22 protein-coding genes are annotated in these 23,172 nt (G+C 54.7%); 15 read left to right on the plus strand and 7 right to left on the minus strand.

Going from position 1 to position 23,172, the window contains the following annotated elements; all coding sequences use genetic code 11:
• The first annotated feature begins 119 nt into the window (after positions 1–119).
• Positions 120–692 (plus strand): PadR family transcriptional regulator, encoded by a 573-nt coding sequence (locus ACYP03_RS14630; protein WP_248144427.1) that lies wholly within the window; start codon positions 120–122, stop codon positions 690–692.
• A 128-nt stretch (positions 693–820) separates the two neighbouring features.
• Here ACYP03_RS14630 and metF read toward each other — a convergent pair whose 3' ends face one another.
• From metF to ACYP03_RS14645, 3 genes are all read right to left on the minus strand, one after another.
• Positions 821–1,723: a methylenetetrahydrofolate reductase gene (gene metF, locus ACYP03_RS14635; RefSeq protein WP_330961358.1), complete on the minus strand. Its 903-nt coding sequence runs from the start codon at positions 1,721–1,723 to the stop codon at positions 821–823.
• A 281-nt stretch (positions 1,724–2,004) separates the two neighbouring features.
• A complete protein-coding gene (locus ACYP03_RS14640) occupies positions 2,005–4,410 on the minus strand; it encodes a bifunctional aspartate kinase/homoserine dehydrogenase II (protein ID WP_459780648.1) in 2,406 nt (801 codons plus the stop codon).
• Complete coding sequence (locus tag ACYP03_RS14645) at positions 4,407–5,576, minus strand: O-succinylhomoserine (thiol)-lyase (protein WP_459780650.1); 1,170 nt, start codon at positions 5,574–5,576, stop codon at positions 4,407–4,409. The genes ACYP03_RS14640 and ACYP03_RS14645 overlap by 4 nt, the downstream gene beginning before the upstream one ends.
• Positions 5,577–5,761: 185 nt before the next feature.
• Between ACYP03_RS14645 and metJ the strand changes: the two genes are divergently transcribed.
• The gene (gene metJ / locus ACYP03_RS14650) at positions 5,762–6,079 is read left to right on the plus strand and encodes a met regulon transcriptional regulator MetJ (RefSeq protein ID WP_248144431.1); all 318 of its coding nucleotides are present in this window, start codon (positions 5,762–5,764) and stop codon (positions 6,077–6,079) included.
• 76 nt (positions 6,080–6,155) lie between these two features.
• Here the strand turns inward: metJ and ACYP03_RS14655 are convergent, their stop codons facing one another.
• The gene (locus tag ACYP03_RS14655) at positions 6,156–7,403 is read right to left on the minus strand and encodes a malic enzyme-like NAD(P)-binding protein (RefSeq protein ID WP_248144432.1); all 1,248 of its coding nucleotides are present in this window, start codon (positions 7,401–7,403) and stop codon (positions 6,156–6,158) included.
• Between the two features lie 243 nt (positions 7,404–7,646).
• A complete protein-coding gene (rpmE, locus tag ACYP03_RS14660) occupies positions 7,647–7,862 on the minus strand; it encodes a 50S ribosomal protein L31 (protein WP_211646471.1) in 216 nt (71 codons plus the stop codon).
• A 219-nt stretch (positions 7,863–8,081) separates the two neighbouring features.
• On the opposite strand from rpmE, the gene priA reads away from it, so the two are divergent.
• From priA to rraA, 7 genes are all read left to right on the plus strand, one after another.
• Positions 8,082–10,280, plus strand: a complete 2,199-nt coding sequence (gene priA, locus ACYP03_RS14665; protein ID WP_459780653.1) for a primosomal protein N' — start codon at positions 8,082–8,084, stop codon at positions 10,278–10,280.
• 154 nt (positions 10,281–10,434) lie between these two features.
• On the plus strand, positions 10,435–11,466 hold the full coding sequence (gene cytR / locus ACYP03_RS14670; protein ID WP_256549380.1) for a DNA-binding transcriptional regulator CytR: 1,032 nt from the start codon (positions 10,435–10,437) through the stop codon (positions 11,464–11,466).
• A 148-nt stretch (positions 11,467–11,614) separates the two neighbouring features.
• Positions 11,615–12,256, plus strand: coding sequence for an SPOR domain-containing protein (locus tag ACYP03_RS14675; RefSeq protein ID WP_459780655.1), 642 nt, complete (start codon positions 11,615–11,617; stop codon positions 12,254–12,256).
• A gap of 196 nt (positions 12,257–12,452) precedes the next feature.
• A complete protein-coding gene (gene hslV / locus ACYP03_RS14680) occupies positions 12,453–12,980 on the plus strand; it encodes an ATP-dependent protease subunit HslV (RefSeq protein WP_254589111.1) in 528 nt (175 codons plus the stop codon).
• Between the two features lie 9 nt (positions 12,981–12,989).
• Complete coding sequence (hslU, locus tag ACYP03_RS14685) at positions 12,990–14,321, plus strand: HslU--HslV peptidase ATPase subunit (RefSeq protein ID WP_248144437.1); 1,332 nt, start codon at positions 12,990–12,992, stop codon at positions 14,319–14,321.
• 123 nt (positions 14,322–14,444) lie between these two features.
• Positions 14,445–15,353: a 1,4-dihydroxy-2-naphthoate polyprenyltransferase gene (locus tag ACYP03_RS14690; protein WP_459780658.1), complete on the plus strand. Its 909-nt coding sequence runs from the start codon at positions 14,445–14,447 to the stop codon at positions 15,351–15,353.
• A 189-nt stretch (positions 15,354–15,542) separates the two neighbouring features.
• Positions 15,543–16,028 carry a ribonuclease E activity regulator RraA gene (gene rraA, locus ACYP03_RS14695; RefSeq protein ID WP_248144439.1) on the plus strand — a complete coding sequence of 162 codons (486 nt, stop codon included), beginning with the start codon at positions 15,543–15,545 and terminating at the stop codon, positions 16,026–16,028.
• A gap of 80 nt (positions 16,029–16,108) precedes the next feature.
• On the opposite strand, the gene zapB is transcribed toward rraA, so the two are convergent.
• A complete protein-coding gene (gene zapB, locus ACYP03_RS14700) occupies positions 16,109–16,351 on the minus strand; it encodes a cell division protein ZapB (protein ID WP_036754671.1) in 243 nt (80 codons plus the stop codon).
• Between the two features lie 597 nt (positions 16,352–16,948).
• On the opposite strand from zapB, the gene ACYP03_RS14705 reads away from it, so the two are divergent.
• From ACYP03_RS14705 to ACYP03_RS14730, 6 genes are all read left to right on the plus strand, one after another.
• Positions 16,949–17,800, plus strand: coding sequence for an MIP/aquaporin family protein (locus ACYP03_RS14705; protein WP_248144440.1), 852 nt, complete (start codon positions 16,949–16,951; stop codon positions 17,798–17,800).
• Between the two features lie 55 nt (positions 17,801–17,855).
• The gene (glpK, locus tag ACYP03_RS14710) at positions 17,856–19,370 is read left to right on the plus strand and encodes a glycerol kinase GlpK (protein WP_248144441.1); all 1,515 of its coding nucleotides are present in this window, start codon (positions 17,856–17,858) and stop codon (positions 19,368–19,370) included.
• A gap of 166 nt (positions 19,371–19,536) precedes the next feature.
• Entirely contained in the window at positions 19,537–20,544 is a 1,008-nt protein-coding gene (gene glpX / locus ACYP03_RS14715) for a class II fructose-bisphosphatase (protein ID WP_330961364.1), read from the plus strand.
• Positions 20,545–20,716: 172 nt separating this feature from the next.
• Entirely contained in the window at positions 20,717–21,334 is a 618-nt protein-coding gene (locus ACYP03_RS14720; protein WP_248144443.1) for a helix-turn-helix transcriptional regulator, read from the plus strand.
• A 28-nt stretch (positions 21,335–21,362) separates the two neighbouring features.
• On the plus strand, positions 21,363–22,106 hold the full coding sequence (locus ACYP03_RS14725; RefSeq protein ID WP_330961365.1) for a ferredoxin--NADP reductase: 744 nt from the start codon (positions 21,363–21,365) through the stop codon (positions 22,104–22,106).
• A gap of 135 nt (positions 22,107–22,241) precedes the next feature.
• The gene (locus tag ACYP03_RS14730; protein WP_459780661.1) at positions 22,242–22,553 is read left to right on the plus strand and encodes a DUF3135 domain-containing protein; all 312 of its coding nucleotides are present in this window, start codon (positions 22,242–22,244) and stop codon (positions 22,551–22,553) included.
• A 35-nt stretch (positions 22,554–22,588) separates the two neighbouring features.
• On the opposite strand, the gene ACYP03_RS14735 is transcribed toward ACYP03_RS14730, so the two are convergent.
• On the minus strand, positions 22,589–22,936 hold the full coding sequence (locus ACYP03_RS14735; RefSeq protein WP_248144446.1) for a 5-carboxymethyl-2-hydroxymuconate Delta-isomerase: 348 nt from the start codon (positions 22,934–22,936) through the stop codon (positions 22,589–22,591).
• Positions 22,937–23,172: the final 236 nt, after the last annotated feature.

Genomic DNA, 23,172 nt, shown 5'->3' on the forward strand with positions numbered 1-23,172 from the left:
TCCTATGTGATCTCGGCCGGGCACTGCAACAATACGATTATAAAAACGCCTAAGAGCGGATGGGTAACGTAACACCCGGTCGATTTATTTTTTTTGTAGTATTTTAACGGATAGAAGAGATGTCACTACCACACGTCATTTTGACCGTGCTGAGTTCGCGTGATGCGACCGGCTACGACATTACGAAAGAGTTCTCTCACAGTATCGGCTATTTCTGGAAAGCCAGTCATCAGCAGGTATACCGCGAGTTGAACAAAATGGCCACCAACAATCAGGTTACCTGTAAACTTGAACCTCAGGAGGGTAAACCGGATCGTAAGGTATATTCCATTACCGATCTGGGCCGGCAAGCGCTGTTTGAGTGGTTCCAAGAACCCGCTCGTAATCCAACCATCCGTGATGAGTTTTCTGCCAAACTGCTGGTCTGCGGCGTACACAACTCGCAGCCAATGCAGCAACAGCTGGAAGCACTGATCGAAGAATCTCACACACTGATGAACCATTACCATGAGCTGGAGAAAGTCCATTTCGCCAACTACAAAGACATGGATCGCCAGTCTCGTCTGGATCGCCTGACCCTGCGTCGTGGCATCCACAACCGCCAGGCCTGGATTGACTGGGCAGAAGAAGTACTGGCAGAACTGAAAGATATGGACAGCTCTGAAAGCAGCGTTGCTCTGAGCGCTGAGTAAAGACCACGTCTCCCGGACCGGGAGTCCGTGATGTACCGCCATAAACAGGTACACTATCGTCTTTTCATCAAAAAAGCCGCTTTCGCGGCTTTTTCTTTTTGGTCTCTGTCAGGTTCCCCGAGGCTTGCTCAGACGGTCGCTTCCGCTTCAGCGCGGACACCCAGTGTATGGCAGATTGCATAGGTCAGCTCTGCGCGGTTCAGGGTGTAGAAATGGAAATCCTTCACGCCTTCACGGCTCAGTACACGAACCATATCAATCGCATTACTGGCGCCGACCATCTGGCGACTCAGCAGATCATCGTCCAGTCCCTGATACTGCTTCTCCAGCCAGTTCGGAATTTTCACGTTATTGGTCTGGGCAAATCGCTTTGCCTGCTTCATGTTCACCACAGGCAGGATCCCCGGCACAATCTCAACATCAATGCCGGCAGCCACACAACGGTCGCGGAAGCGCAGGTAGCTCTCCACATCAAAGAAGAACTGAGTAATCGCACGGTTTGCACCAGCGTCCACTTTACGCTTCAGGTTGATCAGATCAGCCTGCGCACTTTTCGCTTCCGGATGCACTTCAGGGTAAGCCGCCACCGAAATGTCGAAATCGGCTTCAGCTCGCAGCAGTTCCACCAGATCAACGGCATACATGTCCGGCTTCCCGCCGTTCGGTGGCAGGTCGCCACGCAGGGCCACAATGTTTCGAATCCCGTTTTTCCAATAATCACGGGCAATGGAACGTAACTCATCACGGGAAGCATCAATACAGGTCAGATGAGGGGCTGCAATCAGACCGGTCTGATCTTTGATATCTTTGATGATCGAGTGAGTCCGATCCCGCTCACCGGAGTTGGCACCATAAGTGACCGAGACAAACTTGGGTTTCAGCGTTTTCAGACGATGAATCGAGGACCACAGGGTTTCCTCCATCGCAGGCGTACTTGGCGGGAAGAATTCAAATGACACATTGATCGCACCGTTCAGATCGGCGATGTTCTGATTTAAAGCATCCAGATGATTGGCGTAAGAGTAACCCATAATTGAAACCTTCCTGCTGATGGCCTGCGGCCTTCCCTGTAAACTCTGACGCCGAATAACCATTTAGACGTCTATATGTCCACAGGATGTCTTGTAACCAATTTAATGTCAACCGCATAAACATGAATTTTTCTCAACATCAAATCCCACTTTCTTCAAGTTCGGAATTTTGAACCTTAGGATCCCGTTCAGCCCGCGTACTCACTGTATTGTGAAGATAGCAAATACAACAAAGGGCAGCGGAAAACTGCCCTTTCGATCTATCTCATCACCCGAAAATCTTACAACAGGTTCGCCAGACGGTTGAGATCGGACAGCAAGGCACCGGCCGTCACATCGCGCCCTGCGCCCGGGCCACGGATTACCAGAGGATTTTCGCGGTACCAGCGGCTTTCAATGGCAAAGATATTGTCACAAGGCAGCAGGTTGGCCAGAGCATGTTCCGGCTCCAATGCATCCAGTCCCACAACGGCCTGACCATTTTTATCCAGCCGGGCCACATAACGCAGCACCTTCCCTTCCCGTTGAGCTTTGGTCAGGCGAGCCTGCAGCCGTTCATCCAGAACAGGCCCCTGCTCAAAGAAGGCATCCAGACTCAGACCGGCCAATTCCTCCGGCACCAGTGATTCCACTTTCACCTGTTCAGGCTCCAGTGCCAGACCGGACTCTCGCGCCAGAATCACCAGCTTCCGCATGACATCACTGCCATCCAGATCATGCCGGGGATCCGGCTCCGTCAGCCCCTGCTGCCAGGCCTGCTCCAGTAACTGACTGAACGGCAGACTGCCGTCAAATTGCTGGAACAGCCAGGACAGGGTCCCGGAGAAAATCCCCGACACGGCAATAATAGTATCGCCGCTGTCACGCAGGTCTTTCACCGTATGGTTCACCGGTAACCCGGCCCCGACCGTCGCGTTATACAGCCAGTGACGGCTGCTTTTCTCAAAGGCATCGACCACGGCACAATAGACGTCTCCCGGTGCGGAGCCGGCCACTTTATTGGCTGAGATCAAATGCAGGCCACTGCTGGCAAAGTCAGAATACCGTTCAGACAGCGCCTTGCTGGCCGTCACATCCAGGACCACCAGCTCGTCGTAATCATGCTGACCCAACGCAGGCAACCAGTCGCTGCCATCGGTAGCTTCGTTGTCAAACTGGGTCAGCGCACGCTCTGTCGGAATACCTTGCAAGTCAATCCAGAAACGCCGGCTGTCGGCGACCCCGATCAGGGTAAAACTCATGCCATGACGCTTTTCCAGCGCCGCCTTCTCTTCCCCGAACAGTTCCAGCCACCGGCTGCCGATATTGCCCTTACCGCAAAGGATCAGACCAATACGCTTCTGAGCCTGAAACAGACTCTGGTGGATCTGCTGAACCAGTGCCTGAGTGTCGGCCTGACGCAGCACAGCAATCAGACTGAGACCGGATTCAGCCTCAGTAACGAATTCAACCGACTGCCCTTTCAGCTGTTGCTGGAAGCCATGGCAGTGGACCGGATTATTCACCACACCAGCTCCCACGGCGGCAACCATGGTAAAGCCATCCCGGAGGCGGATCTCGGCATGAATACCACTGTCCTGTAACAGCAGCAGCACGCCATTGGCAACCTCGGCGGTATAAGCCAGCTGGATCCGCCCGGTATCCGTTTCAACATGCTGTGCCAGCGGCAGTGCCTGCTCCTGAGGTAACAGCCTTGCCAGCGTTTGCGTCAGCTGAGTCAGCGACCGGGCACCGCTCACCGACAACTCGAGCAGACAGACGTCATCCAGAGAGGTAATAATTTTGGCCCCGCGGCCGGAAGCCAGCACCCGCTCAACCCGGGTCGAACCGGATTCAGGTTGCTGGCTGCAGCGTAACGTCAGGTCAATCGCACTCTGAGCCACAGGCTGCAGCGTACGGCTGTGCAGAACCGGCGCAGCCAGCCGGGCCAGTTCATCCGCTTCATCCAGACGCAGTAATGGCAGCAGACAGGCATCGTTGACCACGCGCGGATCGGCACTGTATACCCCGGCGACGTCACTCCAGATTGTCACCCGGCTGACACCCGCCAGCGCACCGATGACAGTCGCAGAATAGTCAGAGCCGTTTCGGCCCAGCAGTACGGTCTCCCCGCCCTGATTCGCGGCCATAAATCCTGTAATCACCAGACGGTGACCGCTGTGCTGCGCCAGCTCATTCTGAAGCAGCGGCAGGGAACGGCCGCGATCAACCTCCGGCTGAGCTGCCCGTTCGGCCCGAAGGAAGAGTCGTGAGTCCAGTGCCCGTGCCGCCATTGCTTTCTGAGACAACAACGCAGCCAGCAACCGGGATGACCACAGCTCGCCGTGACCCAGTACCCAGGCCTGTCTGGCCGGGGTCATATCACTGCCGGAAAGCTGGCCCAGTGCACTGAATTCCAGATGCAGGGCTGTCAGGAGCTCATCAGCTTCCCCGCCATCCAGCAGCTCCTCAACCAGATGCTGCTGAAAATTCCGCAAGTCCTGCAGGCTCTCATGCGCCAGACGACCATCCTGATTCAGCAGCGACAGCCACTGAATGAGCCGGTTCGTCGTTTTCCCGGCCGCCGAGACCACAATCAGATCTTCTGCATCAGAATACTGCAGCAAAATGTCAGCAACATTCCGGAAGCAACCGGCATCCGCCAGACTGCTGCCGCCGAATTTGTGTAACTGCCGTCCCTGGGTCATGCGCTGATCTCCGCAGCTTTAGCAAAGGCCTGCGCCAGATCGGCAATCAGATCTTCCGCATCTTCCAGTCCCACTGACAAACGCAGCAGGGACGGCAGCAGGCCAGCCTCCAGCTGAGCTTCATCAGACATCGCCCGGTGGGTCATGCTGGCCGGGTGGGCAATCAGACTTTCCGTTCCCCCCAGCGATTCCGCCAGCGAGAAACATTCCAGCGCAGCCACAAAGACTTTCAGCTGCTCCATACTGCCCGTCAGTTCGAAACTCAGCATAGAGCCAAAACCCGCCTGTTGCTTCGCCGCAATGTCATGCCCCGGATGATCAGCGAGACTCGGATGATAAATCTTACCCACCAGCGGCTGGGTCTGCAGATAGGCCAGCAAACGGGCTGAGTTTTCCTCATGCATGCGCATCCGAGGAACCAGAGTCCGGACCCCGCGCAGGGTCAGATACGCATCAAACGGCGCGCCGGTGGCACCGATACAGTTCGCCCACCAGGACAGTTTTTCAGCATGCTCGCTGTCTTTGGCAATCAGCACCCCGCCCACAACATCGGAGTGACCATTGATGTACTTGGTTGTCGAATGCACGACGAAGTCCGCGCCCAGCGCAATCGGCTGTTGCAGGGCCGGAGACAGGAAAGTGTTATCGACGGCGACCAGCGCGCCAACCGCATGGGCCAGCTCACATAACTGAGCCACATCCACCACACGCAGCAAAGGGTTAGAAGGTGTTTCAACCCAGACCAGCTTCGGTTTTTTTGCCAGTGCCGCAGCCAGCGCCTGGGCGTCGCCCTGATCGACAAACTGCACCTGGAAATCCCCTTTACCGGCCCGGGTATTAAACAAGCGGTAAGTCCCGCCGTAGCAGTCATGCGGTGCCACAACCAGATCTTCCGGTCCCAGCTGGGCGGTCGCCAGCAGGTTGATGGCCGCAGTCCCACAACTGGTCACCACGGCCCCGGCACCGCCTTCCAGGTCTGCCAGCGTATCCGCCAGCAGGTTTCGGGTCGGATTGCCCGAGCGGGAATAATCGTACTGGGGCAACGTCCCGAGTTCAGGAAAGCCATAGGTTGAGGTCAAGTAAATCGGTGGGACCACTGCGCGGAAAGGATGATCCGTTTCAATGCCGCTGCGTACAGCGATTGTTGCTGTTTTCTTGTCGCTCATCTTCTAGCTTCCTTGTTCTTTGGGGTGGCCGGGGCCGACGGTCATCAAATTCCCACAACCTTAGCTATATTTAAAAAAGACGTCAACACCTCTAGACGTCCATATGTCTTTGCTTGTGGCAGTAAATCCCGCTAAAATTCCCCCATACAATATTTCAAAACCCTATATCGCTGAGAAGGTAAACAATGGCAAAGTGGAACGGTGAGTACATCAGCCCTTATGCGGAACATGGCAAGAAAAATGAGCAGGTCAAAAAAATCACTGTCTCTATCCCATTAAAGGTTCTGAAGATCCTCACGGATGAACGCACCCGTCGTCAGGTGAACAACCTGCGGCATGCCACCAACAGCGAACTGCTGTGTGAAGCATTTCTCCATGCTTATACCGGTCAGCCATTACCAACCGATGACGACATCCGGAAGGACCGTCCAGACGATCTGCCTGCAGAAGCAAAGGCCATCATGGAAAGCCTGGGCATCGAATACGAAGACATTAACGAATAAAAAAGATAGTCGGCCGAAGTAAAAAAAAACCAGCCTGACGGCTGGTTTTCAATGCAAAACGCAAAATGATGTCTCTTTACACTTCCATGTAACCCACAGGCATTTCGATGCGGGCAACGCCTGACTCTACCGCAGCAACAGCGACCGCTTTCGCAACGCGAGGCAGCAAACGCGGATCCATTGGCTTAGGAATAATATAGTCAGGACCGAACTCCAATTTCTCAACACCAGCCGCCTTGGCCACTTCCGCCGGAACCTTTTCTTTCGCCAGTTCACGGATGGCATGAACCGCAGCCAGTTTCATCTCGTCATTAATCTCGCTGGCACGCACATCCAACGCACCGCGGAAAATGAACGGGAAACAAATCACGTTGTTCACCTGGTTCGGATAATCCGAACGGCCGGTCCCCATGATGAGATCATCACGCACGGCATGAGCCAGCTCCGGCTTAATTTCCGGATCCGGGTTAGAACAGGCAAACACAACAGGCTTTTCAGCCATCAGCTTCAGTGCTTCAGCAGACAGCAGATCCGGACCAGACACGCCCACAAAAATGTCAGCACCCTCAATCACGTCTTCCAGAGTACGCTTGTCGGTATTGTTAGCAAACAGCTGCTTGTATTCGTTAATGTCGTCACGACGGGTGTGGATCACACCTTTACGGTCCAGCATGTAGATCTTTTCACGCTGGGCACCACACTTAATCAGCAGTTCCATACAGGCAACTGCCGCCGCGCCCGCACCCAGACAGACGATCACCGCTTCATTGATATCTTTGCCCTGCAGTTCCAGTGCATTGAGCATCCCGGCTGCAGTTACAATTGCGGTACCGTGCTGGTCATCATGGAAGACCGGCACCTGGCAACGTTCAATCAGACGCTTTTCAATCTCAAAACAGTCAGGTGCTTTGATATCTTCCAGGTTGATCCCGCCGAAGGTGTCGGCAATGTTTGCGACCGTATCGACAAACTCGTCGATGGTGCGGTGTTTAACTTCGATATCAATCGAATCCAGGCCCGCGAAACGCTTGAACAGCAGCGCCTTGCCTTCCATCACTGGCTTGGATGCCAGCGGGCCGAGATTACCCAGGCCAAGAATGGCCGTACCATTGGTGATCACGGCAACCATGTTGCCTTTACCAGTGTACTTATAAACATTTTCTGCGTTCTGGGCGATCTCCCGCACAGGTTCGGCCACACCCGGGCTGTACGCCAGGGCGAGATCTTCTACTGTGTTGGCAGGCTTGCTCAGTTCAACCGAAATTTTCCCGGGGACAGGGTAAGCATGGTAATGAAGTGCTTGTTGACGAAAATCTTCAGACATAGTTATTAGAATCCTGAATGGATGGATGTTCGGTTCGGTATTGAACAATGGATCATATTCGATAGCAGCACAAAATCCTAGTTCGCGCAAGCTGGTAATACCAAGGGAATCACGGATGCGGGCCGGAAAAATGCCGGGCAGTGACGGAGGCGGGAGCTGAGGGGGAAATGATTAAGAAACGGGGCGCATAAATGCAAAAAGGGACGCCGCAGCGTCCCTTTTCTCGACAGTGTCTTCGAGCAATTACTTGCTAGACAGCGCGCCGAAACGCTTGTTGAATTTGTCGATACGGCCACCGGTGCTCACTTGACGCTGCTTACCAGTGTAGAATGGGTGACATTTGTCGCACACATCCAGGTTGATGTCGTCTTTACTCAGAGTTGAGTTGAAGACGAAAGTGTTGCCGCAAGAACAACGAGCGTTTACAGCAGTGTATTCTGGGTGGATACCTTGTTTCATGGGGAAACCTCATAGCTAAGGCCGTGTCGCTCTCCCGATCCAAAGCCGGGCACCACACGTGGTTAATAAATAATGCCGGGCCAACAGCTCCGGACAAACAGGCGGCGTATGATAATCAATCAGCTCACTCAGATCAACAGCAATCACCGAGCCTTCCCGCTTTGCCTTGTTCATTGTGCAGGGTACACTGCCATGTATCTGTAAGTATAAGTGAAGCCTATGACTGCCACCATCGCCCGGGTTGCCCTGCCTGTTCCGCTGGACAAAACTTTTGACTATCTGATCCCGGCCGGTACACAGCCTGTCATAGGTGGTCGGGTCCGTGTCCCGTTTGGCCGTCAGCAGCTCACCGGTATCGTCATCGCCCTCACAGACACTTCGGATTTTCCTCTTGAGCAACTCAAGCCCCTCAGAGCCGTGCTGGACAGTGAACCCCTGTGGCAGCCGCCGCTGTTTCAGTTGCTGGAATGGACCAGTCGCTACTACCAGTACCCGCTCGGCGATACCCTGGCCAATGCATTACCGTCAGCCCTGCGTAAAGGCAGACCGGCCAATGCCGAGATTCGTTTCTGGCAACTGACAGAAAAAGGAAAAGAGCAGCCTTTATCCGCCCTGAAGCGAGCCCCCAAACAAGCCAGCATCCTGACTCTGCTGCGCAACGGTGAACTCAGCCACGAAGCTTTATTAGAAGAAGACGTCAGCAGCACAACCCTGAAAACCCTGACGGAGAAAGGCTGGATCCACAGCTATCAAGCCGTCCCTCAGAGCCTGCGCTGGCAGAATGAATTTGCGATTACCGAAGACAAGCCCCGGCTGAATGAGGAACAGGCCCTGGCGATTGCCAGTGTCAACGCCAATCCCGGCTACGGCTGCTATTTACTACAGGGCGTGACCGGTTCAGGTAAAACCGAAGTTTACCTCAACCTGCTGGAACCTGTGCTGGCCGCAGGTAAGCAGGCGCTGGTGCTGGTGCCGGAAATCGGCCTGACGCCGCAGACCATTAACCGCTTCCAGCGCCGTTTCAATGTGCCGCTGTACACCATCCACTCCGGTCTGAATGATACCGAGCGCCTGAGCGCCTGGCTGGCCGGGCGCGACAATCAGGCCGGGATCATCATCGGAACCCGTTCTGCCCTGTTCACGCCGTTTGCCAGTCTGGGCATCATTATCGTCGACGAAGAGCATGACGCATCCTACAAACAACAGGACAGTCTGCGCTACCACGCCCGGGATATGGCCGTGCTCAGGGCAAATAAGGAAAATATTCCGATCGTGCTCGGCTCAGCCACACCGGCTCTGGAAACCCTGCACAATGCCCGCACCGGCAAATACCATCACCTGCACCTGACCCGCCGCGCCGGCAATGCTCAGGCTGCTCGCCACGGTGTGCTGGACGTAAAAGGCCTGTATCTGGATGCGGGGCTTTCCGCACCGCTGATCGCCCGGATGCGCCAGCATCTGAGTGCGGGAAATCAGGTGATGCTGTTTCTGAACCGGCGCGGTTTCGCCCCGGCCCTGATGTGTCACGAGTGCGGCTGGCTCGCCGAGTGTAAACGCTGCGATGCCTACTATACCTATCATCAGCAGTCCGGAGAGCTGCGCTGTCACCACTGCCAGACCCAGCGACCGGTGATGCCGCAGTGCCTGCAATGTGGTTCAACCCAACTTCAGACCGTCGGAGTCGGCACCGAACAGCTGGAACATCAGCTGGCCGAGTTGTTCCCCGAATTCAAAACCGTGCGCATCGACCGTGACAGCACCCGGCGTAAGGGCAGCCTGGACACTTATCTGGAAGCCATCCGCAACAAGGAATATCAGATCCTGATCGGAACCCAGATGCTGGCCAAAGGACATCATTTTCCGGATGTCACCCTGGTCGCACTGGTCGACGTTGACAGTGCCTTGTTCAGCAACGATTTCCGGGCGCCCGAACGGCTGGCACAACTTTTCATTCAGGTTGCCGGACGGGCCGGACGGGCCAGCAAACCGGGCGAAGTGCTGTTGCAAACGCACCATCCGGAGCACAGCCTGCTTCAGGCCCTGCTGTATCAGGGGTATGACCATTTTGCCGGTCAGGCACTGACGGAGCGCCGGCAGGCGATGCTGCCGCCCTACACCTATTTGGCTTTATTCCGGGCTGAAGCCCAGCAAAGCGATGTTACCGAGCAGTTTCTGCTCCAGGTCCGGGGCATTCTCGAAGCCAGCCCGCTGTTCAGCGACCAGACAATGGTCATGGGCCCAAACCCGGCTCCCCTCTCACGCCGGGCCGGCCGCTATCGCTGGCAACTGCTGCTCCAGGCTTCGGACCGCAAGACTCTGCAACAACTGCTGACGGTTGCCCGTCCGGCAATTCAGCTGTTGCCGCTGGCCCGAAAAGTTCGCTGGTCACTGGATGTTGAGCCTCAGGATTTGGGATGAAGATAAAATAAATAATGCGAATTGGATCACAAGCCCAATGTAATTTATGCTATTGCGCACATGTTTAAACCTGCTCAAAGTGCCTACAATAACAGGCTTGCTGGATCAGGTTTCTGTCCCGATTTGACACGATCCTCCAGCATTATTGAGAGAAATATCTAGAGAGGAACAACTTATGGCGACAATGAAGGATGTTGCCCAGCTGGCCGGAGTTTCAACCGCGACGGTATCGCGCGCGCTGATGAACCCGGAAAAAGTGTCAGCCTCGACTCGTAAAAAAGTCGAACAGGCTGTCATGGACGCTGGCTATTCCCCCAACTCCCTGGCGCGAAACCTGCGACGCAATGAATCGAAAACCATTGTCGCAATTGTGCCGGACATCTGCGATCCCTATTTCACCGAAATTATCCGCGGTATTGAAGAAGCAGCAATGGAGCACGGCTATCTGGTATTGCTGGGCGACAGCGGCCAGCAGAAAAGCCGGGAAAACTCTTTCGTCAACCTGGTCTTCACCAAACAGGCTGACGGCATGCTGCTGCTGGGCACGGATTTACCGTTTGACATCAGTAAGCCTGAACAGAAAAACCTGCCGCCGATGGTCATGGCCTGTGAATTTGCGCCTGAACTGGAGCTGCCGACCGTTCACATTGACAACCTGACCGCCGCATTCGAAGCCGTGAACTATCTGACCCAGATGGGGCACAAGCACATTGCGCAGGTCACCGGACCGGACAGCGCCATGCTCTGCCAGTTCCGGGCTCAGGGTTACCAACAGGCCCTGCGCCGCGCCGGAATCGAGCTGAACCCGGCTTATACGGTTAAAAGCGACTTCACTTTTGCCGGCGGCGCCCGTGCCGTCACCACACTGCTGTCGCTGCCCGAGCCGCCCACCGCCCTGCTGTGCCACAACGATGTCATGGCTATCGGTGCCATGCAGCAGGCCAAACGTCTGGGTATCAAGGTGCCGCAGGATCTGTCGATTGTCGGTTTCGATGACATTCAGTTTGCGGAATACTGCGATCCTCCGCTGACAACGGTGTCTCAGCCGCGTTACGAGATTGGCCGTCAGTCGATGCTGATGCTGCTGGAAATTCTGCAGGGCAAAGACATTACCGCCGGCTCACGACTGCTAGATGCCAAACTGGTGATCCGCGAAAGTGCCGCGCCGCCAGCCAACAAGTATTGACGCGGCAACGCGGTGAAATATTGAGCAAAAGGTCACAGAATCATCGGGAAGCACACTCACCGACACTGGCTGAGGCTTCCCGACACTAGCCAGTCCGAACACTTCTTTGTACCATATCCGTCCAATCGTTCAGCAATAATCAAAAATTGTGGCAACCAAAGATTACGTCAAGCGAGGCCGGGCGACGAAGAAACCGGCCAGAAAAACCCGTTCCCGCAGCAGCCAGCCTCAAGGACAGTTCCCGGTAAAATGGGCACTGATTGCTTTGTGCCTGGTTGTCGGCATGGGATACGGTCTCTATTTCCTGTCCAGCACTCCCAAACCTGCGACGCCAGTTCCTGAGCAGCCGGTTAAGCCGGTTCAGAAAGAGAGCCCGAAACCGGCCGTCAAACCCAAAACCGAACCGGTACCCAAGACTGAGCCGAAACCGGTCACGACGACGAAACCGCAGGAAAAACTGCCGCCGAAGCCTGCCGAGAAGTGGCGCTATATTGAAGAGCTGGAAAACAAAGAAGTTCAAGTTGAAGCCAAGAAAGTACCGGACACGCCCAACCGGCCGTATCTGATGCAGTGCGGCGCTTACCGGACACCGGCACAGGCCGAGGAACGCAAGGCAATGATCGCCTTCCAGGGGCTGAGCAGTCAGATCAAAGTTTCGCAGGGCGACAAAGGCAGCTGGTACCGCGTGGTGCTGGGCCCTTACCCGCAAAAACGAAAAGCCGAGAGCGACCGCAACATGCTGCGCCGAGCAGGCATCGAACCCTGTGCGATCTGGTACTGGGAATCCTGACCGTTTGGCAGCCGGTAACAGGCTGCTACACTGACAAAAGCCGTCTCAATTGACCCAAGGATGCCATCGGCATCCTTTTTTATTCCCTGTACGCACGCAGATGTTCCCTTTGCCTTGAAATCTGGTACCACCATCCCCAGATCTGCGTAATACCCATACCGGCTGACAAGCCGGATTGATGCTAAGAGGTAATACCGTGACAACTATAGTCTCTGTACGTCGCAACGGAAAAGTCGTCATCGCAGGTGATGGCCAGGTCTCACTGGGCAACACCGTGATGAAGGGCAATGCCCGTAAAGTCCGCCGTCTGTATAACAATCAGGTGCTGGCTGGTTTTGCCGGCGGTACGGCAGATGCCTTTACTCTATTCGAGCGTTTCGAGCGCAAGCTGGAAATGCACCAGGGTCACCTGATGAAAGCCGCCGTTGAGCTGGCAAAAGACTGGCGAACTGACCGCAGCCTGCGCCGGCTGGAAGCCTTACTGGCCGTTGCGGATGAAACAGCGTCCCTGATCATCACAGGCAACGGGGATGTGGTACAGCCGGAAAACGACCTGATTGCCATCGGCTCCGGTGGTAACTTTGCCCTGTCAGCAGCCCGTGCGCTGCTGGAAAATACCGAGCTGGATGCTCGCACCATTGCTGAGAAGTCGCTTAAAATTGCTGGTGATATCTGTGTTTACACCAACGACTTCCAGACTGTTGAAGAACTCGATACCCAGTAAGGATTCCCCATGTCTGAAATGACTCCTCGCGAAATCGTTCATGAACTGAACCGCCATATTATTGGCCAGGACAAGGCTAAACGCGCTGTTGCGATCGCCCTGCGTAACCGCTGGCGCCGGATGCAACTGCCGGAAGAGCTGCGTGTCGAAGTCACGCCGAAGAACATTCTGATGATCGGTCCGACCGGGGTCGGTAAAACGGAAATTGCCCGCCGTCTGGCCAAACTGGCAAATGCCCCGTTCATCAAGGTCGAAGCGACCAAGTTCACCGAAGTGGGTTACGTGGGTAAAGAAGTGGAAACTATTATCCGCGATCTGACCGATGTTGCCGTGAAAATGACGCATCAGCAGGCGATGGAAAAAGTCCGTTTCCGTGCTGAAGAACTGGCTGAAGACCGCATCTTGGACGTCCTGCTGCCACCAGCACGCGATGCCTGGGGCCAGAACGAAGAAAGCGATAACAACTCAACGACCCGCCAGTCCTTCCGTAAGAAGCTGCGCGAAGGCCAGCTGGACGACAAAGACATCGAAATTGATGTTGCGGCACCGCAAATGGGCGTGGAAATCATGGCTCCTCCTGGCATGGAAGAAATGACCAACCAGCTGCAGGGCATGTTCCAAAACCTGGCCGGCAACACCACCAAAAAGCGCAAGATGAAAATCAAAGATGCGCTGAAAGCAGTGACTGAAGAAGAAGCGGCCAAGCTGGTCAACCAGGAAGAGTTGAAAGAACAGGCAATTCACGCGGTTGAAAACAACGGTATCGTATTCATCGACGAAATCGACAAAATTTGTAAGCGCGGTGAAACGTCCGGCCCGGATGTCTCCCGTGAAGGTGTTCAGCGTGACCTGCTGCCGCTGGTCGAAGGCTCTACGGTCTCGACGAAACACGGCATGGTCAGAACCGACCACATCCTGTTCATTGCATCCGGCGCCTTCCAGGTGTCACGTCCGTCCGATCTGATCCCTGAACTGCAGGGCCGTCTGCCAATCCGGGTTGAGCTGGAAGCCCTGACCAGTGAGGACTTCAAGCGTATTCTGACGGAGCCGAATGCTTCACTGACGGAACAGTACTGCGCACTGATGGCGACAGAAAACGTGAACATCAGCTTTACCGAAGACGGGATCGCCCAGATTGCTGACGCGGCCTGGCAGGTCAATGAGCGGACCGAAAATATCGGTGCACGCCGCCTGCACACCGTCATGGAACGCCTGATGGAAGAACTGTCTTATGACGCTTCCGAGCAAGGTGGCAAAGCGCAGGTGATCGACAAAGCCTACGTTCAGGCCCATCTGGACGAACTGGTCGAAGACGAAGATCTCAGCCGCTTCATTCTGTAATCTCTTCCCGGGGTACCTGTTTATGACAGGTATCCCGTTTTTCCCTTCCTTTTGCGCCAAAACAAAGTTCTTCTCCGCCCCGCTGCCATAATGTATTCATTCTTATTCACATTGCGGGCAACCATGCTGTTATCTCATCGCTCTGTCTGGCTTGATGCCACTCGACCCAAAACCCTGCTTCTGGCCATTGCAGCTTTGCTGTGTGGTAACGCACTTGCTGCCGAACAAGGCCATTTTTCACCGGCAGTCGCTCTGCTGGCACTGGTGACCGCCCTGCTTCTGCAAATTCTCTCGAATCTTGCAAACGACTATGGCGATGTCAAAAAAGGCACAGATAACCCCCAACGACTGGGACCGGTCAGAGGCTTGCAGAGCGGCGCCATCACGCTGACCGCCATGCGCTCGGCCATTACGCTGACCCTGCTGCTCACCACCATCAGCGGAATCGCTCTGCTTCTGATTGCTCAGCCTTCCCTGACCGTTTTGCTGACCTTCATCGGTCTGGGGATCGCTTCAATCATCGCTGCTCTGGCCTATACGCTGGGTACCCGGCCTTACGGCTATCGCGGTCTGGGTGATCCGGCGGTCCTGATATTCTTCGGCTGGGTTGCGGTCGGTGGCAGCTACTATTTGCAGAGCCACCAGTTCTCGCTCACGATCTTACTGCCGGCCACCGCCAGCGGGCTTCTGGCTGTCGCGGTGCTCAACCTCAACAATCTGCGGGATATCGACAACGACCGGGCCTGCGGCAAAATCACTCTCGCTGCCCGGCTCGGCCCGACAGGAGGACGCTGGTATCATCTGGGTCTCCTGATTGCCAGCGTGCTTGGCTTTGCGTGTTACAGCTTACTCACTCCTGAGTCGGTATGGCGCTGGCTTTTCCTGCTGGCGGCACCGTTTCTGCTGACCCATGGGGCTCAGGTGCTGGCGGCAGCGGACGGAAGAGCCCTGCGTCCCATGTTTGCCTCGCTGATCCGGGCCGCAATGCTGACAAATCTGCTGTTTGCCATCGGACTGATTGCAGACCGCTAAAGCATTGCATCGGGATTGCAATGCCGCCTGAGCTGGTTATACTTTCAGCAAGTTATCAGCACAGATGACAGATTTATCCGGCCAGGCACTGCGCCGTGGGAACCCATCATCGGTTGCCGCACTTCTGGCATACGGGTCGGCATCTGGTTCAGGCTGGACACTTTTACTTGCCAACAAAGAAGCGAACTTATGGAATACAATACCTCTGAACTCTGTGATATTTATCTCGACCAGGTCGATGTGGTTGAGCCAATGTTCAGCTCATACGGGGGACGCAGCTCTTTCGGGGGGCAGATCACCACAGTGAAATGCTTTGAAGATAACGGTTTGCTTCACACTGTACTGGCAGAATCCGGCGTTGGCCGGGTATTGTTGATTGATGGCGGCGGCTCGCTGCGCCGGGCGCTGATCGATGCTGAGCTGGCTCAGCTCGCGGTACAGAACGAATGGGAAGGCATTATTGTCTACGGCTGTGTCCGCCATGTCGATGATCTGGATGAACTGGATATCGGGATTCAGGCCATGGCCTCAATTCCCGTCGGGGCCGACAGACAAGGCAGCGGCGAAGTGGATGTTGCGGTGAATTTTGGTGGCGTCACTTTCCTGCCGGAAGATCACCTGTATGCTGACAATACGGGAGTTATTCTGTCACCAGAACCGCTGGATATCGAATAACCCTTTCGCGTGTTCTCATTCGCCAGATACAAAAACAGAGCCTGTAGGCTCTGTTTTCGTTTCCGGTGCACGCAGCAGATTTATTCCACCGTGTCCATCTTGCCCAGCAGTGCGCGAACGCGCTCCTGCCATGCCTGATGATCATGACGCAGCTTTTCGTTGTCCTGAACCAGTGATTCACGATCCGCACGCAGTTCCTGAGCCAGATTCGCCAGGTTCTCGTTTTTCTCTTTCAGTTCTTCCACTTCCATCTGCAGCAGGGAAATGGTGTCGACGGCCATCTGCACTTTGGCTTCCAGCTGTTCCAGCATCTCTAAAGACATAGTTTTCACCCTATCAGCACCTGCGCAAGACCACAGCATCCCTTCCTTCTTGAGTTACAACAGTTGACGGCGAACGCTCGTTCAATCACATCGTACCGATAAGCCACGCTGTTCCTGATTTCCACATACCGCTTCGTTGCAACACCAATTCGTTCGGGGATATCACCGCGACTACCAGGCAAATTACAAATCCAATGTGGCCCTATTCTAACTAGGCCTTATACGTCTGGCATCTACAAATACCACGCTTTATCACAAACGGGTAAAAATTATGCAAACTTCCACAAAATTTTACGAAAGCACGTGCCGTTTCAGTGCAGTCCGGGCCTGAACTGTTAGCAACCGCTCAGATTTCCGCTCCGGATTTTGCGGTGGAAAAAAGTGCATGCTAGTGTTCGCGCCAGCGCCGGGAAAAGTAGAGTTTTTGCTCAGCACACCCTTGTCGTTTGACCTTCGATATTGACCATAAACACAAATAACATGCTCGAACGCACATTTTTTATTCGATTAACTTTCCAGAAAATCATCATTCGAGTATTTTTTGATTACATCACGATAACATCTTACTTACCTACGACTCGACAAAAGGACTGGCAAATGACCAAACGACAACCCCCAACGCTGCTCGGTGAATGCCTGGCAGAATTTATTGGCACCGGACTGCTGATTTTCTTTGGTGTAGGCTGTGTAGCTGCTTTAGTGTTAGCAGGTGCTAACTTTGGACAATGGGAAATCAGCCTGACCTGGGGTCTGGGTGTCACCATTGCGATCTACTGTACGGCAGGCGTTTCCGGCGCTCACATTAACCCGGCAGTCACCATTGCGCTGGCCCTGTTCCATGGTTTCGATAAGGCCAAGGTTGTGCCTTACATTCTTTCCCAGCTGGCGGGCGCTTTCTGCTCCGCGGCGCTGGTTTACAGTCTTTACAGCAACCTGTTCGTCGATTTCGAAAACGCGCATGGCATTCTGCGCGGCAGCGTAGAGAGTCTGGCCACTGCAGGGATCTTCTCAACCTACCCAAACCCAAGCCTTTCATTTTCTGGTGCTTTTGCAGTGGAGTTTGTGATTACTGCGGTCCTGATGTTTGCCATTCTGGCGATTGGAGATGAGCAAAATGGCGCACCACGTGGTCCGCTGGGCCCGGTTCTGATTGGTGTGCTGATTGCAGTGATCGGCGCATCCTTAGGTCCGCTGACCGGCTTTGCCATGAACCCGGCCCGCGACTTCGGCCCGAAATTCTTTGCTTATCTGGCAGGCTGGGGTGACATGGCCCTGACTGGCGGTAAGGATATTCCGTATTTCATCATCCCGATTCTTGCACCGATTGCCGGCGCTTGCTTCGGTGCCTGGCTGTACCCGAAAGCCATTGCCGTTTATCTGCCGGGTAACCGCTGTACCCTGCCGAACCAATGTGAAAGTGATGAAGAAAAAGAAACCGCGCAAGCCTGATTGCGGCGCGACTCCCCGATATACCTATAATTATCAGAGATAAGAGGACACTCAGATGACCACAGAACAAAAGTACATCGTCGCACTCGATCAGGGAACCACCAGCTCACGCGCCGTAATCATGGATCACGACGCCAACATCGTCTGCACCGCGCAGCGCGAATTCACCCAAATCTATCCGAAAGCCGGCTGGGTTGAACATGACCCAATGGAAATCTGGGCCACCCAGAGCTCGACGATGGTGGAAGCGCTCGCGAAAGTCGGCATCCGCACCGACCAGCTCGCCGGCATTGGGATCACCAACCAGCGTGAAACTACCATTGTCTGGGACAAAAATACCGGCAAGCCGGTTTACAACGCCATTGTCTGGCAATGCCGCCGTACCGCCGATATCTGTCAGCAGCTGAAAGAGCAAGGACTGGAAGACTATATTCGCGAGAACACCGGTCTGGTGGTGGACCCGTATTTCTCCGGGACCAAAATCAAGTGGATTCTGGACAACGTTGAAGGCGCCCGCGAACAGGCTGAGGCCGGTAACCTGCTGTTCGGTACTGTCGATACCTGGCTGATCTGGAAACTGACCCAGGGCCGTGTGCACGTCACCGACTACACCAACGCTTCCCGGACCATGCTGTTTAACATCAACTCTCTGGAGTGGGATGAAAAACTGCTGAAAGCCATGGATATCCCGCTGTCAATGATGCCGGAAGTCAAAGCTTCTTCTGAAGTCTACGGTCAGACTAACATCGGCGGTAAAGGCGGCACCCGTGTGCCAATCGCCGGGATTGCCGGTGACCAGCAGGCTGCACTGTTCGGTCAGATGTGTGTAGAAGCCGGTCAGGCGAAAAACACCTACGGCACTGGCTGCTTCCTGCTGATGAATACCGGCAAAGAAAAAGTCACCTCGCAAAACGGCCTGCTGACGACCCTCGCCTGCGGCCCGAAAGGCGAACCGGCCTACGCGCTGGAAGGTGCGGTGTTCATGGCGGGTGCATCCATTCAATGGCTGCGTGACGAACTGAAACTGCTGGGCGATGCCAAAGATTCTGAATACTTTGCCGAGAAAGTCGGCAGTGCCAACGGCGTTTACGTTGTACCGGCCTTCACCGGTCTGGGTGCCCCTTACTGGGATCCGTATGCCCGCGGCGCGATTGTCGGCCTGACCCGTGGTGTGAACAGCAACCACCTGATCCGTGCCACGCTGGAAAGTATCGCCTACCAGACCCGCGATGTGCTGGATGCAATGCAGGCAGATTCCGGTATCCACCTGGCTGCCCTGAAAGTCGACGGCGGTGCCGTTGCCAACAACTTCCTGATGCAGTTCCAGTCCGACCTGCTGAACACTGAAGTGCACCGTCCGGTGATCACTGAAGTAACCGCACTGGGTGCTGGTTATCTGGCGGGCCTGGCCGTGGGCTTCTGGGACAGCATTGATGAGCTGAAAGACAAAGCCGTACTGGATCGCAGCTTCACGCCATGCACGGATGACAGCAAGCGCACCCGCCGCTACAACGGCTGGAAACGTGCTGTTGAGTGTGCGAAAGGCTGGGCTATCGACGAAGAAGAGTAATCTCAACGTCCGATCGCCCGACTGACAAACAAGCCTGCCCTTCCGGCAGGCTTGTTTCTTTCAATGCTTATTCTCTGATGTTCACAACAGGAAAACGATTTCCTGCTGTTTGTGTTACAATTGCGCAGATTTTCATCATCTGTAGTTGTCTGATTCTGGAGTTCCCATGAAACGCGATTTGGCGATGGCTTTTTCCCGTGTCACCGAAGGTGCCGCACTGGCTGGTTATCAATGGCTGGGCCGGGGCGATAAAAACGCCGCAGACGGCGCTGCGGTAGCGGTAATGCGTACCCTGCTCAATCAAACTGAAATTGACGGTGAGATTGTGATCGGCGAAGGCGAAATCGACGAAGCGCCGATGCTTTATATTGGTGAAAAGGTCGGTGCCGGCGGTGACGCCGTTGATATCGCCGTCGATCCGATTGAAGGCACCCGGATGACCGCGATGGGTCAGAACAATGCCCTGGCTGTTCTCGCTGCGGGAGAGAAAGGTGCTTTTCTCAAAGCGCCGGATATGTACATGGAAAAACTGGTGGTCGGCCCGGCAGCCAAAGGGCATATCGATCTCAGCCTGCCGCTGGAAGAAAACCTGAACAATATCGCAGCCGCACTGGGCAAAACGCTGGAGACACTGGTCGTCATCACGCTGGCCAAACCCCGTCACGACGAAGTAATTGCCCGCATGCAGGGGCTGGGAATCCGGGTGTATGCCGTGCCGGATGGTGATGTGGCCGCCTCGATTCTGACCTGTATGCCGGACAGCGAAGTCGACGTGATGTACTGCATCGGTGGTGCGCCGGAAGGCGTGGTCTCTGCGGCCGCCATCCGTGCGCTGGGCGGTGACATGCAGGGCCGGTTGCTGCCGCGTTTTCTGGTCAAAGGCGGCAGTGACGATAACTATCGTATGGGTCAGTTAGAAATGGATCGCTGCCGTGAAATGGGCATCGAGCCCAATCAGGTACTGCCACTGGAACAGATGGCAAAAAGCGATAACGTCATCTTTGCCGGCACAGGCATCACTAAAGGCGATTTGCTCGATGGCATCAGCCGCAAAGGCAATATTGCCACCACGGAAACCCTGTTAATCCGGGGAAAATGCCGGACCATCCGTCGCATTAAATCGATTCACTATCTCGACCGCAAAGATCCGGCAATTTTGCCTCACATCTTATAAACCCTGCCTGTTTCCCGGCCTGTGTTCTCCGGAGGCCGGGAGATAACACCCTGATCATCATCAGACTTTCACGGTATTCTCTCGCAAACTGGACTATGCTATTTAGTAAAGCCGTTGCTTTATATACTGAGTCGGCGACATAATAGACCGAATGAACACAAGCAATACAACCATGAAAACCATAGATAAAATTCTCCACCGCATGAAGCAGGACGGACCGGTCACCGCCAAAGTACTGTCCGAAGAGCTGAAACTGACCACCATGGGCGTCCGCCAGCACCTGCAAGGGCTGGAAGATGATGGCCTGGTGGGCTTTGAAGATATCAAAGCCAAAGTCGGCCGGCCGACCCGTCACTGGCACCTGACGGCCAAAGGGCATGAACAGTTTGCCGACCGCCATGGTGATCTCATCATCCAGATGCTGGATTCGGTGGAAAATCTGTTCGGTCAGGAAGGACTGCAAAAAATACTGAATCAGCGTGAAGAAAACACGCTCAGTCAGTACCGACAGGCCATCGCAAAGGCAGAAGATTTAAAAGAAAAACTTCAGATCCTGACTACACTGAGGGAAAAGGAAGGTTACATGGCACAGCTGGAGTCTGATGACAACGGCTTCATTCTCATCGAGAACCATTGCCCCATCTGCCATGCCGCCAAACGCTGCCCCTCTTTATGTCGATCTGAACTGGCCGTTTTCCAGCGTCTGCTGGGCGACGGGGTAGCGATTGAGCGCAGCGAACACATCATTGCGGGTCAGCGTCGCTGCAGCTACCGGATATATCCGACCTGAGAATCTGATTATGTAAAAGGAGAGCACAATGGCCGACTGGATCCCTGCCAAGGTTATCAAAAACCGTCACTGGAACAGCGAACTGTTCAGTCTGACGCTGACGGCAAATATTGAACCCTTCAAAGCCGGGCAATTTACCAAGCTGGCGCTGGAATGCGACGGCAAAATGGTCCAGCGTGCATACTCCTTCGTCAACCCGCCCACCAGCGATCAGATTGAAATCTACGCCACCCGGGTCGCCGACGGCCTGCTCTCACCTCGGCTGCATGCACTGGAAGAAGGGGATGAAGTGTTTATCACGGCCCGGGCCAATGGCTTCTTTACGTTAGATGAAGTGCCTGAAGGCGAAGTCCTCTGGCTGCTGTCAACCGGCACGGCGCTGGGACCTTATCTGTCGATTCTGCGTGAGGAGCTCGCCTGGAAACGATTTCGTAAAATTGTCCTGGTTCATGCGGTCCGCTTCGCCGCCGACCTCAGTTATCAGGCCGAAATTAATGAACTCAAGGCCAAATATCCCGAGCAGCTGATTGTCCAGCCCTTTGTCAGCCGTGAACCCGCACCGCTGGCACTTACCGGACGGATTCCGCAAGCCATTGCCGATGGCATGCTGGAGCGCCACGTCGGGATCCCGCTCCATCCTGAAACCTGCCAGCTGATGCTGTGCGGTAACCCGGCCATGGTCAAAGATACCAAAGCCGTACTTGAAGCACGCGGCTTTATTAAAAACCTGCGCCGGAAACCCGGTCAGATCACCGTCGAGCATTACTGGTAATTCGCCTGACTTTCCGGACAGCCGGGTTTACCCAATTGTTGAGCGTCTCATCAATGAGACGCTTTTTTATTTCCCCGCCATCTAGTGTTAAGGATGTCACAGTTTTGGCCTTTTTGGCTGTAAGGGGAATGGGTTATGCAAACTTTACCACCGTTTGATGAGCTCAAAAAACTGGCAGAAACCGCTCCGGAAGAGCTGGAAGCCTTACGACTGAGAATGAGCGAAGAAGTCATCCGGAATGCGAGTCCGGCCATGCAGCCCAGGCTGCGGGCACAGCTGAGCCATATCAACCAGATCATCGCCCGTGGCAAAAATCCGATCCACACCAACATGTTGCTCAGGGCCGAATTACAACAACAGCTTCAGCGCTTCGCCCAGTCACTGACTGCACCGGAAACGCTGACCGAACAGCAGGCAGAGATTATGCCTTTCCAGCGTCAGGCATAATCTTGCCCTCAGACACAAACGGCGTGATTACACCGTCAGCGTTTTGCCTTGAGATAAGTCTCACTTGCCATATCCCGAATTTCAATGGTCAGACTGTCAATGGTCGCGGCGTGCTGCTCCAGCAGCGGCATCAGACGCTCTGCCAGTCCGCGCTTACAATCATTGTCACGACCGGACAACAATGCCAGCTCCACATGGATAAAATTCCGGGCGTCGCCCCCTTCCCCAACCTGCCATTGGTGACATGGGTAAGCTCGGGATTTCACCGATGCAGGCTCAAAAACCCCGCACGTCAGTAACGACTGATGCAAATCCTCCAGCAGTGCAGCGACATTCACCCGCTCTGCGACAGGATCGGCAAATTCCAGTTTCAGGTGTGGCATACAACTCTCCTTGCTCAACAGGCCCGGCCTGTCATTTCCTTGAATACCAGCCTAAATTAGCTGATTTTACTGCCCCAGGCGACCGGACTGTTCTGAAATCCTCTGCGGATCACTTTTCCCATTGGAATCAACTCACGCATCTATTCCGGGAATGAAAAAAAGTTACAGCTCAGAGTTCACTTTTGGCCCTGAAATCGGTACAAACAGCCATAGCCTTGCTCAAGATTAAGGAAGTT

It is taken from the genome of Photobacterium sp. R1, from assembly GCF_054600795.1.